Below are 16,479 nucleotides of genomic sequence, written 5' to 3' on the forward strand. Positions count from 1 at the left end.
TCACAATATATTGCAACAGACAAGGAAAATAATTTGAGTAACAGGATAAACAAATTGATTTCCCAATATTTCAGTGTTATACTTATGTTATCAGATTATTGTAAAAAATAAATTTAAAATATTATTTAGAGGTGATTAATTATGAAATCAGGCTATGAGATTTTGAACAATCCATTTCTCAACAAAGGAACAGCTTTTACCAAAGAAGAGCGTGAAAAATACGGACTATTAGGACTTCTGCCACCACATATTCAGACGATAGATGAACAAGCAAAGCAAGTTTATGAACAATTTCAAAAAAAAGATACATTAATTGAAAAAAGACATTTTTTAATGGAAATTTTTAATACAAACAGAACATTATTTTATTTTTTATTTAGCAAGCACGTAGTTGAATTTATGCCAATTGTTTACGATCCTGTAATTGCAGAAAGTATAGAAAATTACAGCGAACTGTTTGTAAATCCTCAAAATGCGGCTTACTTGTCAGTAAAAGAGCCAGAAAATATAGAAGCTGTTTTAAAAAATGCAGCTGATGGCAGAGATATTCGTCTAGTTGTTGTTACTGACGCAGAGGGAATACTTGGAATTGGAGACTGGGGAACTAATGGAGTAGATATTTCGGTTGGAAAACTTATGGTTTATACTGCCGCCGCTGGAATTGATCCCGCCACTGTCCTACCAGTTGTGATTGACGCTGGAACAAATAGAAAAGAACTGCTAGAAAACGACTTGTATCTAGGAAATAGATTTGAGAGAGTTCGAGGAGATGAATATTATAACTTTATAGACAAATTTGTAAAAACAGCTGAAAAACTTTTCCCAAATTTATATCTTCACTGGGAAGACTTTGGAAGATTAAATGCGGCAAATATTTTAAATAAATATGAAAATGAAATCGCAACTTTTAACGACGATATACAGGGAACTGGAATTATCACTTTAGCTGGAATCTTAGGCGCATTAAAAATTTCAGGCGAAAAGCTTACTGAGCAAGTTTATATGTGTTTTGGTGCAGGAACTGCTGGAGCTGGAATTGCTAGACGTATTTTTAATGAAATGGTTGCACAGGGTCTTTCTGAAGAAGAAGCAAAAAAGCGGTTTTATCTAGTTGACAGACAAGGCTTATTATTTGAAGACACAGAAGGACTAACTCCAGAACAAACTCCTTTTGCAAGAAAACGAAGCGAATTTACAAATGCAAATGAATTAACTACTTTGGAAGCCGCTGTAAAAGCTGTAAAACCAACTATACTTGTCGGAACTTCCACAGTGCCAAAGACTTTCACAAAGGAAATCGTTCAGGAAATGGCAAAACACACTGCAAGACCAATAATTTTCCCACTGAGCAATCCCACAAAATTAGCAGAAGCCAGTGCAAAAGATCTTATTGAATGGACAAACGGAAAAGCTCTCGTTGCAACAGGAATACCATCAGATCCAATAGAGCTTAACGGAATCACCTATGAAATTGGACAAGCAAATAATGCTCTAATCTATCCTGGGTTAGGACTTGGAATTATCGCAACAAAATCAAAGATTGTAAACGACAAAATAATCTCAGCAGCCGCACATTCACTAGGTGGAATCATCGATACAACAAAACCTGGAGCTGCTGTACTTCCTCCAGTATCAAAACTGACAGAATTTTCTGAAACTGTGGCACTGTCAGTTGGACAAAGCGTACTAGATCAAAAATTAAATACAGAACCCATAAGCGATTTAAAAGAAGCAATAAAAAATGCAAAATGGATTCCTGAATACAAGGAGATGATTTTATGAAAATAGCAATGGCTGGAGATCACGCCGGATTTAATTTAAAAAAAGAAATTAAGGAATTGCTGGAGTCACAAGGTTATAGCGATTGCTGAAAAGCATATTAAAAAAGATGTTTAATTAAAGATTTATTTAACAAAAAACGGAAGTTAATCCAAAATAGATTTTCTTCCGCTTTTTTTTAATCTTTTTTCAAATAAATTAAAACCAATAATTGTTATCTAGGTTATACTAAATCCATTATTTTAATGGAAAATAGTATTAGGCATATCTGATTAACTTCTCAGATTTAAGTATTTCTAAATGTTAGTAAATAGCTCTGAATCCTATTCCACCTCTAACATTGTTACCCTTAGTGTCGTACCCAGCATTTACTGTCACTCCGAATCTTGTGTTGTCAACTCCAATGTTCAAGTCAAACTTGCCGTTTCCTCGTCTGTCTTCCTTTTCTTTTTCCAAGTTATACCAGTCGGCTGTTGTATATCTTACTTTTGCTCTGTTTCCTTTTTGAAGTTTTCCAATTTCGTTTTCGTAAGCTGCTGATAATCCTACTGTCAAATTTGTTCGTACTGCTAATGGCTGAACATACTTAAATTCCATTCCGACTTCCGGCTTAACTGAGAAGTAGTCGTTTCCTTTTACTTCCAGCCTCATCTGTCCGCTGTCTTCTTTTACGCTGCTAAATCTTCCGTATTCCATCTTCAATGCTCCAAATGGACGTAAATGTGTTCTTTCACTCAGTCTTACGTCATACCCTAACTCATTTTTAAGAGCGGCACCATAAGAATGGTAAGTAGATTTCGCTTCAAACACATCATCCACTATCCAGAATTTACGCTTCATGCTATTAACTCCAGTAAAGACATCTCCAGCAATTGTCCATTGCAATGCTCCGTTGTGATCAGCTTTTGGTGACATTGTCTTGAATATTCCGAGTTTAATCATTGTCTGATCTTCTCTTGATTTTCCTAAGTCTTTAAATCTGAATCTATTTGTTACAGCTCCTGCGTACCATCCGCTTGAGTTACCCATCTTAATTTTTTCATCTTCATGAACATAGGCTACACCATACGCATTACTCTTATAATCGATAATTCCCGCTGTATCGGTATTATATTCATCTCTTGCTCCAAATACTTTAATTTTGTTGTTTTGCTTAGTCGGATTTCTCCATTCATTTCTTAAATATCCAAATTCATTATCCAAAGTATTTCCAGTGGCGTTGATTCTTTGTTGAACATTTGCATATTGATGTCCTTTCATTTCATCTACAGCCTGTGTAAAGATATGCTGTTCACCTTTTCCAAGATCATTTAATTTATTAAACAGTTCCTTTTCTCTCGTACCAAGTCCTTCAACGCCGTATCTTTGTTCCAGTCCATTTAAGAAATTGTAAGTATTAGGATCTTTTTCACTTACAAAGTCTGTATATGGAATTTTAACCAAATATACTTTGTCATACAATCCTGTAGCCGCTGATTTTGTTGGTATCGCTAACCATGTAAGGCTGCTTGAATTAGTATTTAACACTGTTCCAGTTGTAACTAAGCTTGCAAGTGCATCGTTATATGGTTTTATTATATTATCTCCCAGTTCTATCGCTCTAGCATTTGTATATCTTGCAGCTTCCGTTCCAAAATACAGGTTAATATCTGTAAGTCCTGCTAAATTACTTAATCCTTGAATAGGATTTGTATATTTTATTCCAGATGTATCAACATACATTCCCACACTTGTTGCTTTAGATCCTGAAGAGAAATTCATAAGACCTGATTTTGCAAGATCTAATACTGTAACTCCTGAAGGAGATGTAACTGTTACTTCGGTTGCTGAAGGCGAGGCAACATTTGTGTCAACGCCTGTTATTGGAACTTGCACTCCATTTATTGTAACTGTTACTGGAGTTGCCTTTGGCGGAACTTTTATTGTTACGCTTCCTTCGACTTTTTCGTCAGTTGGCTGTGATTCATATACATTTTTAAAAGATCCTGTATTTACGGCTCCAGGCCCATCTATACCGTCAGCAGACACTACACCTTTATCAGTATAAATTCCTATACCTTTATTTCCAGTAATTTGAATTGTACCGTAGTTTTTGAATTTACCTTGATTTGCCACTACAACACCTTTCAAATTATCTCCGTTACCTGTAATAGTACCATAGTTTTCACCTTCCGCTTCCTGATCGATGTACATACCAATTGTATTTTTACCGCTAAGGTTAATTATTCCTCCAGCGGCATTAATTGCTTTAGAACCTCTTCCAACTGCATACATTCCTATACTATTTTCTTCTGTTACATTAATTGTGCCTTTATTTATAATAGTTCCTTGATTTCTTGATGAAGTTCCATCATAATAACCTGTTGCCATTCCTATTCCGTATGATTTTGTACTCTTATCAGTTTTACCTACATCAATTGTTGCCCAGTTTGTTGCTGTTCCAGCTGTAGAATATATACCTATATTACCGTTTCCATTTCCAGATTTCAAGTCCATATTTCCATAGTTATCGACTGTTCCGGAAGAGTAGATTCCGTAGTTTCTGTTACCTGTCGCTTTTATTGGAGTATAGTTTTTAATAACTGAAGAATTATTATCAGAATAAGCATAAACAGTTTCATTATCCATAGTTACATTTGAACTTGCATTTGTAGTCAATGTTCCAGGAGCTTTTATTACGTATCCAAATGTCCAGTCCTTAAGATCCATTTTTGAACCGTTATCGTTTATATTTACAGAATTAGTTCCCGCTGTAAATACTCCAACCGCTTCCTTACCTTTCACGCTGGCACTTGTTGTAATTTCAGAACCCGAATCCAATGTTACAGTTCCTGTCCCCGCTGTCCCTTTCGAGAATATTCCAACTCCATTTTGAGCAACTTTAATCTTAGAAGTTCCATAAGCATGTATATTTTCTCCGTACATTCCATAAGAACTATCCTTTATATCCAATGTACCATAGTTATTCAACGTTACGCTGTCAGCCGTATACATACCGATATTTGGAACATCCGAAGCAGATGAAAGTACAGAATCCCCTACAATAATATTTCCAGTTGCCCAGTTTGTCATGTCTGAATTATTGATTCCATACATTCCAATTTTTGCATTGCTTCCTGTTTTTAGATCGATAGTTCCATAGTTATTTAATGTGGCTTTATCAGCATACATTCCAACCGCTCCAGCTCCAGACATTGTAATTACGCCGTTAGCTTTATTTGTAGCAACACTGTCTGCAACGCTTGAAGCACTGTTATTATTTTTTACAAATACACCTTTAGCGCCAGTACCGTCCAATGTTATATTTCCATCATTATTTATAGTTGCTTTTCCTTGGCCAGCCACTCCTCCAAATTCATTTAATACTGGATTTCCAGCAGCGTCTTCCCTGTATGCAAGTCCCAAAATACCAATTGAGTTATTTCCGCCTACATTTATATTTCCGCTGTTATTATTAACTTCTGAACCATTTACAGCATAAACTCCCACAGCCTGATCATTCACAGTGTTAGCAGTGTCTGTTTCAACATTCAAAGTTCCGCTGTTTATATTAATCTTACCAAAATTTGCATACAATCCAATTGCGCCGTCGCCTGCATCCGTTCTGTCAACCGTTACAGTTTTACCGTTTACATTAATTCCTGTTTCCGCATTACTTGCAGCCCCAGTGCTTGAACTAATGTCAAGTCCGATAACCGGTGCGCCCGAAGCAACATTTTTAATTGTATTGGCATCTGCTGAACTTAACACTGCTTTAACATCAGCATTTACATCCAATATACTTCTTTGAATTAGCAAGTTTCTTGAAAATTTATAGCTTTGTGATGTTGGCGTGCTTACAGCTAGACTCTTATTAAAACTTCCATCTGAACTTAAAGGATCATTATCCAGAATAAATGATTTTCCACCGTTCAACCCTTCAATTACCGCTAATTTATAATTTGGCGCAGCAGTTGCATTAATCATAGTATTTGTCAATCCTCCTGCAGCAGATAACAACGTACTGTCAAAAGTGCTTAAATTTAATGTAGTCGGATGAGTTACACCCATAAGAATTACATCATTTGAAAGAATTTTTACTGTTGAACCTGTACCAAACGTTACTCCTGATGAATAACTTCCACTTCCTCCGTCAACGACGAATCCAACCGCCTGTCCATCAAGTGTTAATTCTGATCCTGTCATATCAATTTTACCATTATTTAGCGTATAAAGTGCATACCCTTCACCATTATATGAAACCTTTGAGTTATTTTTTACACTTATTGTTCCAGTTTTTGCTACAATTGCCGAAGCTCCTCCATTTACATCAACTTTAATTCCATCAAGGTTAACATTCGTCGCATCTGAATAAACTCCAACTCCTTTTTTCGTGCTATCAACCACATTAACTGTCAATTTGTCTGGATTTACAAAAGTTCCTCCAGCTGTGTTATAAATTCCATTTGCACCATTTTTAGCAGTTATTACAGTATTATTAGTCAATGTAAATGTTCCTTTGTTAAAAATTCCGTTAGATTTTTCTCCGTCGACAGTGATATTTCCTTCTTGGCTAAATGTTCCTGAATTGTAAATAGCAGTGTTGTTTTTCCCTGTCATAGTAACCTTGCTTGCAGTATTAGTTCCTTTTCTATTATTATCTACTGCTATTCCAATACTATTTTTAGCAGTCATATCAATATCTCCTGCTGTTTCCAATTCAGCAGTTCCAGTAACACCATCAAATCCTGCTGTTACACCATAAACAGTATCTCCAGAAGTAACTGTTATTTTACCACTTGTGGTTGTTGAAACTTTACCATCTTTTACAGCCTGTAACACGGAGTTTCTAAGTGCACCAGTTGGTGTTGATACTGAAATTGCCTTAGCCAGTTCTACTTTACCAGCTGCACTTCTAATTAAAGCATTGTCATAAGTTGCACTATTTCCAAACATAATATTTCCAAGTTTTGTAGAATCTAAGACAATTTTATTAGCATCATTCGCAGTAGCAGGAATATCTCGTAAAAATCCTACATTTTTAGTTCCATTTACTGTAATATTTATATTTTGAAAATTACTGATAGGATCTCCTGTAGACTTTCCTTGAAAAATAGCCATTCCAACATTCTCTTCACCATTTATAGTAATACTCCCATTTGAACCACTAACTGTATTCATATTATCATAATATGCATTGTTTGAACCATGCGAATTACTGTAATTAGTATAATCACTTTGTCTATAACCATAACTTTTTTTACCATCAATTATAATATTCCCAATTTTTACAGAACTATTTGGAGAAGCTGAATAATAAAAACCATAATCTATTCCGACACTTTCACTAGCTCCTGCAGAAATTTTAATTATATTTTCATTATTTGTTTGAGGAGTCTTTATAAATCCATCTCTTGCTTCATCTCCTTTACTGTATTCTGTATCAATCATCATACCAATCATTTTTTTACCACTGTTTAACTCAATAACTCCTTTATTTTCAGCTATTGATGTTACACTACCATTCAATACATTTGTAAAATTTTCTCTTCCTCCTGGACCATTAGCAAGTAACTGATGCTCAAATCCTACTAATGTACTTGAACCATTATTATGCAAAACTGCATGTCCATTAAATGAAAATTTATGATCCGTGTTGGTATTTCTTCCATATTCATATGGATTTAGACTTATAAAAAGCAAATTATGACTTGCTGTTGAAGTTACATCATAATTTCCATTTACATTTACATCATTATCTTGTACATGACTTATAAAAGCATTGAATCCTCCTGATTGAACTACATCATTGCTATTATTGTAAACAGTGTCTGTTCCACCTGTTAAACTCATACTTCCTGAACTAATTGATCCTTTTGTATTTGAAAGTTCAACAATGGCATTATTTCCAGTATAACTTGTAAAATTTTGTGCATAAACTCCTTGGAATGAGTTTTGACCTATACTTGTACCTTGTCCAAATCCTTCTCCTATAAAAACTATACTCGGTGCCGGACTTACACTTATCGTTGGACTTGTTGGAGCACTTGGTGCTTCTGGCGCCTTTACTACTCTTGTTGCAAAATTTGGAAAGCCTCCTCCTGCTCCCTGTACTGTAAATGCTGGTGCCACTTTATCTACGCTCTTTGGTGTCAGTGCTGCTGATACATCCATTGCGGCATTTGGCTCTCTTATCAGTCCTAATGTTGTTGCTCCGTATTTTGTTTCAATTCTTCCTGGGTAAACGCTTCTGTTTACGATTGAGTCATCCCTTTTGTAAACAAAGCTGTCTATCTTGTCCCCTCTGCCTCTATAATGTCCATGCCAGTCATTATAAAAATAGTTTATCCCGTATTGCCAGCTGCTCCAAGGCGATTTAACTACGTGATCTCCCTGCTCCATTAATTGAATCAGTTCGAGGTTTGTTCCTTTGACTAATTTATTGTTTTCTGCTCTTGCACGTTTAAAATCTGTTCGTATCTGATTTATTGAGGTGCTAATTTGGTGCATCTGATTGTTAATTGTAGAATCTTTTCTTGTTTCTGCTGCAGATAAACTGCCAAAAGAAATTAATAATCCACTCAATAAAAAAACAAGCAATGCAGAATCTGTGTACTTAAAGTCTTTACATCTTTTGGCAAAGGCTTTTAAGTCTTTTTTTAACTGTAATAAAGTTTTTGACATTGATACTCTCCTTTTCATTTTTAATTTTGATAATTTAAAATTTAAGTTTATAAATTATCAATTGAAATTTTTTAAATAACAAATAATTTATAATACATATAAAAAGCTGATTTAATAGTGATTTTAGTGATATAGACTTTTTTACATATTAAAATTAAATATTATTTTTTTAAAAAACTATTCTAACTCTAATTATATCACTTAAAAAAAAAACATCAAGTAGTTTTTAGAAAAATAATCTTTTTTAAATTTATATTTAATAAACTTATGTTATCAAAAAAAAATACCATCCTATTTCTAAGACAGTATTTCAAAAATATATTATATAAGTTTGTTATTAAGCTTCCACTCTTTCAGGATAAATACTTACTCTTTTTTTACCATTTCCAAATTTTTCAAATTTTACATATCCATCAGTTAATGCGAATAAAGTATAATCTTTTCCTAATTTAGCATTAGTTCCTGCGTGAAATTTACTTCCTCTTTGTCTTACAATGATGTTTCCAGCTTTTACAGCTTCCCCATCATATTTTTTTATTCCTAAATATTTAGGGTTAGAATCTCTACCATTTCTAGTTGATCCTTGCCCTTTTTTTGAGGCAAATAACTGTAAGTTTAATTTTAATAACATTTTCCAACCTCCTCGATTTCTTTTTCATATTTTATTTCTTGGATTTTTTTCAAATCTTAGTTTGTAAACTTAAATTTATTTTTTATTTCTTTAAGTTTTACAAAATCACTATAACTTTTTGCAACTTCCTTCAAATATGAATACATTGATTCAACCAAAATATCCGCCTTTTCCAGTTCATCATCAGTCAATCCAGAATTTTTCAAATCACAGACAATATAGCCATCTTCCTCAGTAAACTTCAATTTTTTCTTAAGTTCCAAAGTTTCAATAAGTCCGTTTACCGTGATTTGCCCTGCTGATGAAACGGCTGCACAAATTACATCTTCTCCATATTCTGAAAAATCTGCATGCCCTTCTATTTCAAAATAGATTATTTTATCTTTTTGTCTTTGAATTTTTATATTTATCATTCAAATCACAACATCTTTCACAATCTAAAAATCATATCTTAACAAAATACAACTAAGCATTAATTGATTTAATTTCAATTGCTGTAAAAGATTGTCTGTGCCCTTTTTTTCTGTAGTAAGTTTTTTTGTTATATTTAAAGTTGATTTTTTTGTCACCTTTTCCATGTGATTTGACTGTAGCCACAACTTTGGCTCCTTCTACAACTGGAGTTCCAACTGTTACGTTTTCTCCCTCTCCAACTAATAGAACTTCGTTAATTTCGATGTCTGAATCAACATCAGCTGCTAATTTTTCAACTTTTAATACAGTTCCAACTTCTACTTTGTACTGTTTTCCACCTGTTTTAATTACTGCAAACATTTATGTTCACCTCCAAATAATTTATCGCTATCATTGGTATTAGCCACCAATTTTATGCGTATATCTTAATTAGTTTACTATATTTTCACTAATTTGTCAAATTATTTTTATAAATGGCGGAAGTAGAGGGACTCGAACCCACAAGACGTTTAACCGCCCACAGCTTTCCAAGCTGCTGCCATACCATTAGGCGATACTTCCACTTCCAAAAAATAATTACAAACTATTATACTAAACTTATTTATAAAAGTCAATGAATTTGTTTAGCGTATTTTTTACATTTTTGTATAGGCGTATAGATGCCAATATTTGCTAATAAATTCATTATCACACAGCATTATTTATTTTGTTTTTTTCTATAAATATTAAATCCAGTCGCCTGATTTGTCGCCATTATTGTAATATCCGAAATTTGTACGTGTTTTGGCTGGTTTGCAATATAAACTATTGTATTTGCAATATCTTCCGGCTTTAATGCCTCAATTCCTTCGTAAACTTTTTTAGCCTGCTCCATATTCCCATGAAATCTTACGTTGCTAAAATTTGTTTCTACAATTCCAGGCTGAACAGTGGTTACTTTAATATTTTTATCAATTGTATCAATTCTGATTCCATCACTCAAAACCTTTACAGCCGATTTAGTCGCACAGTACACGGCAGCCCCTGCATAAGCATAAATTCCAGCAGTTGAGCCAATATTTATAATGTGCCCCTCATCATTTGCAACCATGCTTGGCAAAATCTGTCTTGTAACATACAAAAGCCCCTTTATATTAGTGTCTATCATTCGTTCAATATCCATAATATCATAATCCTGAAATTTATCCAACCCCAAGGCAAGCCCTGCATTATTTACAAGAATATCCACCTTTTTCACATCATCCAGTATTTTCTTGCTAAATTTCACAACATCATTATACTTTGTAACATCAAGCACAAAAATATACGCATTAGTCCCATATTTTCTATCAATATCCGCTTTTATCTCCTTCAATTTATCCGCATTTCTAGCACACAAAATCACATTATCCCCATTTTTCGCAAAAGCATAAGCTGTTTCCTTCCCAATTCCACTTGTAGCTCCAGTAATAAAAATATTTCTATTCATAAAAATTCACTCCCTAATATTTGAATTTATCATTATTTATTTTAAAAATGATTTTTTTAATTTATTTAAAATCAAATATACTTTACTTCTATGCTCTATTTCAACAGCTAAAACTATTAATTTATCATCTTGTATTTCAACTATTATCCTGTAATTTTTTAATGGTTTATACTTCCAATATCCTTTTAAATTATGGCTCAAAGCCTCCCCTTTGATTCTTGGATTTTCAGAATTATTTATTTTTTTCAAAAAATCATAAATTTTTCTACTTGTATTTTTATCCATCTTTTGTAATTTTTTTGCTGCATATTTGGATAACAATACTTTATATTTCACTTAAAATCCCATCTCTTTTCCAAAATCTTCAAGAGACGTCATCGGGAATTTTTTTGCCTTTTCTGATAATTTCAGTATTCTTTTTACTTCTGATTTGGAAATTTGTTCATTTTCTTCCATTTTATCTAATTCTTTTGATATTAAGTCATTGATAAAGTTGTTATCGTATTCTAAAACTTCCTTTAACTGTTTTTGTTTTCTTTCATTTAATTCAACATCTATAATCATCGTACTTTCCTCCTAAAATAGATTTTGTAATTTTTTTAGAATTCAAATTCAAATAATTTTTAAGTTTATTTAAAATATCCACATTTTTATTATACCACAAAATTTTAATTTAAGTGTTATTTTATGTCCAATTTATTTTTCTGATGAAATTTTTGTCTCAACTTCAGTTTAAAAATCCCTATCCCTTTCTCAATGCTCATTTCCTGCGAAAAATTATACACAAACATATTTGTAAATTTCAAATCCATTTTTTTATTTGAACCCAAATCAACAAACATTTCCAAATTTCTGTAATCACTTTTTTCGAGATAGGATTCAGCCCATTCCACTAAATCTATTATATTCTTTTTATTTTTTTCATACAAATCATCATTTATGCTCTCATTTTCCAAATTATTTCCTGTATTTTCCAAGTTTGAAATAATTTTTCCGATTATTTCCATTTCCACTGTGCTTCTGCTATTTGCCAAATTTGTATCTTCTGCAAGCCCAATTTTATATTTCACTTCCATAATCTCGTCTTCACTTACATTTATTTCCTTTTTATTTTCCTCATCTGTAATTTTCAATCTATATTTCATTTATTTCACCCCTTCATTTTTTCTAAAAAACTGCTATTTCATCGATTTTTACTGTTTCACCAACATTTACAACTCCAAAATGATTTTCCCAAAATACCTTTAATTTCATTTCAAACTCTAAAAATAGTAATTCCAAAGTCTTTATTTTTGCAACATTTACTTTATTTTTTGATTTATTTATATAAACTATTATTTTATTTTTTTCTGATTTTTGTCTATAAATAAGTGAATCAATAAAAAAATACTTTATTCCCAATTTAAAATTTTTCATGCAATTTACATTATTTATTTTTTCATTATAAATTAAAAGCGCTACATATTCCTGCTCTTCCCTGCTCAAAAATAAAAAATACTTTTTTAAATCTATTCCTAAAACTCCATTTTTTATATCCTCCGAAATTTTTTCACAAATAACGTCAATCACTGTCGTCCCACTCACAAAATCAAGTTCCCGTAAATAATTTATCACATTATTTTCAATATTTTTCTTAAAATTTCTTAAAATAGATATATTTCCCTTTTCTTCTTTAACTATGTTGTTCCTACGTCTAAAACCATTTATTTTAGACTCTTTTTTAGGTACATTCTCCATTGTCAGATTTTTAATTTTACTATCTTTCTCCAGTTTATTTTCAAACTCGAAAAAACTATCATAATAATTTACAAAACTGGTAAAAATTTTATTAAATCTCACATACGGATTTACTTTTATAGCCTTCTTTTTCACAATTTCATTATTCAAAAAATCTGCATTTACCTCAATATATGCTGAAACACTATTTTCCAGTTCAAATTGCATATTCAGAGGAACTGCCCATATATATTTGTAGCCTTTTTTATTTTTATTCGCCATACAGGTACCCCCTGCATTCAAATTCGTTATAATCATTCTGAATTTCTGAAATTAAAAAACTTACTTTATCTTCCGAATAATCATCAAAATCCTTTATTTCCAGAAGAAAATTCAGTTTTGGCTTTTTATTAGAATATCCCTTTTGAAATTCATTTTTCAAGCTTTCGTTGCAGTCATAAGTATCCAGATTTTTTTCAATATTTTCTTTAAAATTAATATCTTTTAACAAAATTTTATCTTTTGTAAATTCATATTCCAAAAAATATTTTTCTAAAAATGCACGGCTTCTAGTATTTTTATTTTTCTTTCGAATTTTATCAATAAAGCTATTATTTCTAAAATTTGTAAAATGAAAATAATTTTCTTGATTTTCACCATTTTTCTCATAAATTTCAAGCATTTTTCTACATTTTTCGATTGATTTTATTGAAAATACATCCCAAACATCGCCTGTATTTTTCTTTGAAACAATGTGTAATTTATTTTTCCCGCTGTAATAGCAGCATAAAATATCCTCATTCTTATGATTTGATACCAAAACCTGCTCATTGTCTTCAAAATTTATTGTATATTCAAAGGATAAGTCAATTTTTGTCGGACGTACAAAGATAGTGCTTATAATCTTCTTCTTTTCAATATTCCAAAGTAATTTCCTTCCTCTTAGAACTTTATCCTGAATTTCTTCAAAATCATAAGTAAACTCATATTCTCCATTTTGAATTTTTTCCAAAATATTCTGAGAAATGTCAAAATCATGCTCAGTCAATTTAATTTTGTAACACCTCATAAAATGTGCCATATTAACAGTTTTCCAGCTTTTCCCGTTAAGCTCAAAAGAACTATGCAGTTTCTTTATTTCATCAAAATACCTCTCATCTTTTACAAGCCTCACCTTGATCTCATAATTATCCCCGTCAACATCAATCCATCCCAAAAACTCCCTTTCCAAAACCTCATCAATCTTACGCAAGCTCAAATTCAAATAAACATTTTCCAAATAAATATCCTCATAATTTTCATCAGGAATATCCCTTCTGTCAATCACAGGAAAAAATGCCCCATCCATTTTAAACACATCTTCTTTTTTCACCAGCACCGTTTCAACAAAAATATCTTCATCTCCTGAACTTTCATTAATTTTTGCTTCCAGAAACTTATTTTTAATTTCCTGAAACCTCTCCTGCATCTCCGCATTCATCTCAAAAAACATCTCTCTCAGACTTTTCCCAAGCATTTCCTTCTCAAAAATTTCATTCTCTCTATTCATAACCCCTCCAATATTTAACTATATTTTAATTTTACCATATAATTAAAATTTTTTCAAATATTTTTATTGAATTTTTAATTTTTTGAAAATATATAATTTTAAACTTTTACATTGTTGTAAAACTGTAAAAAAAATGCTAAAATTATTTAAAAAATATAACAAGATACAATTCTTCTAAAAAATTCAAAAATTACTAAAATCTATTCAGGAGGAAATATTTTTATGAGCTATCAAACTATAATTGTCGGAATTGCTGGAGGGACTGGTTCTGGTAAAACTAGCGTAACTCAGGCTATAATCAAAAATTTGGAAAGAACAGGGATTCATGCAATTTTACTGGAGCAGGATTCTTATTACAAAAGGAATGATCACTTGACTTATGAGGAACGTACTGCCTTAAATTATGATCATCCAGATTCGATTGACTTCGATTTGCTGGAAAAGCATATATTGGCATTGAAGGACGGAAGATCTATCGAAAAACCTATTTATGATTTTCAGGTTCATAACAGGGTTAACGAAACTCAGCATATTGAGCCTGCAAATATAATTATTGTCGAAGGAATTTTAGTGCTTGCAATAGCAAAAATTAGAAGTCTTTTTGATACAAAAATTTTTGTTGACACTGACGATGATGAAAGGCTGCTTAGAAGAATTGAGCGAGATCTGAACGAGCGGGCAAGAAGTTTTGAAAGTATAAAAAATCAGTATATAAATACCGTAAAGCCGATGCACTTGGAGTTTGTTGAACCTTCCAAAAGATACGCCGATGTTATAATTCCACGTGGAAAAGATAACAAAGTAGGTATAAATATGGTAGCAAGCAGACTTAGATATCTATTTAACAAAATGAATCAAAAATAAGAATAAAAAAATGAAAGGAGTGTATGATTTTATAAATTATCATACAAAAAATATTATGAAAATAGTTGTAATTGGAGGCGGAGCAGCTGGAATGATGTTTTCGACTCAATATAAAAAAGCAAATCCCGAAGATGAAATTATTTTATTTGAAAAATCATCTTATGTAGCTTGGGCAGGATGTCCAACACCTTATTTCATTGCTGACGAACTGAAAAAAAGCGATGTTCTGCACGGAACACCTGAAGATTTTATAAAGCGTGGAGTTAACGTAAAAATTCATCACGAAGTTACAGAAATAAATTTTCAAAATAAAACTGTAACAGTAAAAGGCGACGAAATTAATGGAATAATTTTTTATGATAAACTGGTTATTGCCGTCGGAGCAAAATCATTTGTACCAAATATTGCTGGATATTCAAAAGATTTAGAAAATGTGTTCACTTTATCACACGCAGAACACGCCTTTAAAATAAAAGATTTTCTTAATGAAAATAAATCAAGATTGAAAAAAGCAGTTGTCGTAGGAGCTGGATTTATTGGACTGGAAATGGCTGAATCATTTAGAAAAAATGGATTAAATGTTACATTGATTGAAAAAGCTGATCAAATTTTTCCAAATGTGTCTGAAAATTTGAAAAAAAGAATTTATAAGGAAATAGAAAAAAATGATGTTACGTTAAAACTAAATTCAGGTGTTTCAGAAATAATTTCTGAAAATAATGTTGCAAAATCGGTAAAATTGGATAACGGCGAAACTGTAGATTTTGATATTGCATTATTTAGTATCGGAATTACTCCAAACATTGATTTCTTGCCGAAAGAATTAAAAACCGATTCTGGAAAAATTGCTGTAAATGATAAATTTGAAACAAATATTAAAGATGTCTATGCAATTGGAGATTGTATTTTTAATAAATATTACAAAACAAACAGAAATTTATACGCTCCATTTGGCGATGTGGCAAACAAGCATGGGATGTTCCTTGCAAAACACCTGTCTGGAAAAAATGTGAGCTGGAAAGGGCTAATCCGTTCTTTTGCAACTTCATTTTATGATGTAAAATTAGCACAAACTGGACTTTCCCTAAAAGAGGCCCTGCAATTAGGATACAATGCCGATGTAGTTTCAATGAAAGCAATGTACAAAAATTCTGGCTTTGAAGACTCTGTTCCTGCAAGTGCCGAAATTATTTACGATAAAGATAAAAAAATTGTTCTCGGCGGAGCAATGGTTGGAAAAGAAGCTGTTGCACAATTTGTCGATCAGATGGCAATTGTTATCACTCTTGAAACGCCTATTGAAAAATTTATAGAAATTGACTTTGCATATTCCCCAACGAATGCAAGTGTTTGGAATCCATTATTAGTAACATATCGAAAAGTTATTAAATAACG

Annotated in this window: 13 protein-coding genes and 1 tRNA gene; 3 read left to right on the top strand and 11 right to left on the bottom strand. The window is 31.9% G+C overall.

Annotation, left to right across the window (positions count from 1 at the left end):
• The first annotated feature begins 138 nt into the window (after nucleotides 1-138).
• Nucleotides 139-1,782: a malolactic enzyme gene (locus HW275_RS00700; protein ID WP_178936377.1), complete on the top strand. Its 1,644-nt coding sequence runs from the start codon at nucleotides 139-141 to the stop codon at nucleotides 1,780-1,782.
• A 300-nt stretch (nucleotides 1,783-2,082) separates the two neighbouring features.
• Here the strand turns inward: HW275_RS00700 and HW275_RS00710 are convergent, their stop codons facing one another.
• The 11 genes from HW275_RS00710 to HW275_RS00760 all read right to left on the bottom strand — a co-directional run bounded on the left by HW275_RS00710 (nucleotide 2,083) and on the right by HW275_RS00760 (nucleotide 14,220).
• On the bottom strand, nucleotides 2,083-8,442 hold the full coding sequence (locus HW275_RS00710) for an autotransporter-associated N-terminal domain-containing protein (protein ID WP_178934323.1): 6,360 nt from the start codon (nucleotides 8,440-8,442) through the stop codon (nucleotides 2,083-2,085).
• A gap of 337 nt (nucleotides 8,443-8,779) precedes the next feature.
• Nucleotides 8,780-9,073, bottom strand: coding sequence for a 50S ribosomal protein L27 (gene rpmA, locus HW275_RS00715; RefSeq protein WP_178934324.1), 294 nt, complete (start codon nucleotides 9,071-9,073; stop codon nucleotides 8,780-8,782).
• A gap of 56 nt (nucleotides 9,074-9,129) precedes the next feature.
• The gene (locus HW275_RS00720; protein ID WP_178934325.1) at nucleotides 9,130-9,486 is read right to left on the bottom strand and encodes a ribosomal-processing cysteine protease Prp; all 357 of its coding nucleotides are present in this window, start codon (nucleotides 9,484-9,486) and stop codon (nucleotides 9,130-9,132) included.
• A 52-nt stretch (nucleotides 9,487-9,538) separates the two neighbouring features.
• Nucleotides 9,539-9,847: a 50S ribosomal protein L21 gene (gene rplU / locus HW275_RS00725; RefSeq protein ID WP_015769371.1), complete on the bottom strand. Its 309-nt coding sequence runs from the start codon at nucleotides 9,845-9,847 to the stop codon at nucleotides 9,539-9,541.
• A 114-nt stretch (nucleotides 9,848-9,961) separates the two neighbouring features.
• Nucleotides 9,962-10,048: transfer RNA gene (locus tag HW275_RS00730), tRNA-Ser, on the bottom strand.
• 136 nt (nucleotides 10,049-10,184) lie between these two features.
• The gene (locus HW275_RS00735; RefSeq protein ID WP_178934326.1) at nucleotides 10,185-10,955 is read right to left on the bottom strand and encodes an SDR family NAD(P)-dependent oxidoreductase; all 771 of its coding nucleotides are present in this window, start codon (nucleotides 10,953-10,955) and stop codon (nucleotides 10,185-10,187) included.
• Between the two features lie 36 nt (nucleotides 10,956-10,991).
• The gene (locus tag HW275_RS00740) at nucleotides 10,992-11,291 is read right to left on the bottom strand and encodes a type II toxin-antitoxin system RelE/ParE family toxin (protein ID WP_036094846.1); all 300 of its coding nucleotides are present in this window, start codon (nucleotides 11,289-11,291) and stop codon (nucleotides 10,992-10,994) included.
• Entirely contained in the window at nucleotides 11,292-11,519 is a 228-nt protein-coding gene (locus tag HW275_RS00745; RefSeq protein WP_026747429.1) for a hypothetical protein, read from the bottom strand.
• A 116-nt stretch (nucleotides 11,520-11,635) separates the two neighbouring features.
• Nucleotides 11,636-12,100, bottom strand: coding sequence for a hypothetical protein (locus HW275_RS00750; RefSeq protein ID WP_026746149.1), 465 nt, complete (start codon nucleotides 12,098-12,100; stop codon nucleotides 11,636-11,638).
• A 22-nt stretch (nucleotides 12,101-12,122) separates the two neighbouring features.
• Nucleotides 12,123-12,953 (bottom strand): hypothetical protein, encoded by an 831-nt coding sequence (locus tag HW275_RS00755; RefSeq protein ID WP_178934328.1) that lies wholly within the window; start codon nucleotides 12,951-12,953, stop codon nucleotides 12,123-12,125.
• Nucleotides 12,943-14,220, bottom strand: coding sequence for a hypothetical protein (locus HW275_RS00760; protein WP_178934329.1), 1,278 nt, complete (start codon nucleotides 14,218-14,220; stop codon nucleotides 12,943-12,945). Before HW275_RS00760 ends, HW275_RS00755 begins: the two co-directional genes overlap by 11 nt.
• A gap of 222 nt (nucleotides 14,221-14,442) precedes the next feature.
• On the opposite strand from HW275_RS00760, the gene udk reads away from it, so the two are divergent.
• Together udk and HW275_RS00770 are read left to right on the top strand one after the other, a co-directional pair.
• Entirely contained in the window at nucleotides 14,443-15,084 is a 642-nt protein-coding gene (udk, locus tag HW275_RS00765; RefSeq protein WP_146998613.1) for a uridine kinase, read from the top strand.
• 55 nt (nucleotides 15,085-15,139) lie between these two features.
• Nucleotides 15,140-16,477: an FAD-dependent oxidoreductase gene (locus HW275_RS00770; protein ID WP_178936378.1), complete on the top strand. Its 1,338-nt coding sequence runs from the start codon at nucleotides 15,140-15,142 to the stop codon at nucleotides 16,475-16,477.
• Nucleotides 16,478-16,479: the final 2 nt, after the last annotated feature.

The organism is Leptotrichia sp. oral taxon 223 (assembly GCF_013394795.1).
GTDB lineage: Bacteria > Fusobacteriota > Fusobacteriia > Fusobacteriales > Leptotrichiaceae > Leptotrichia.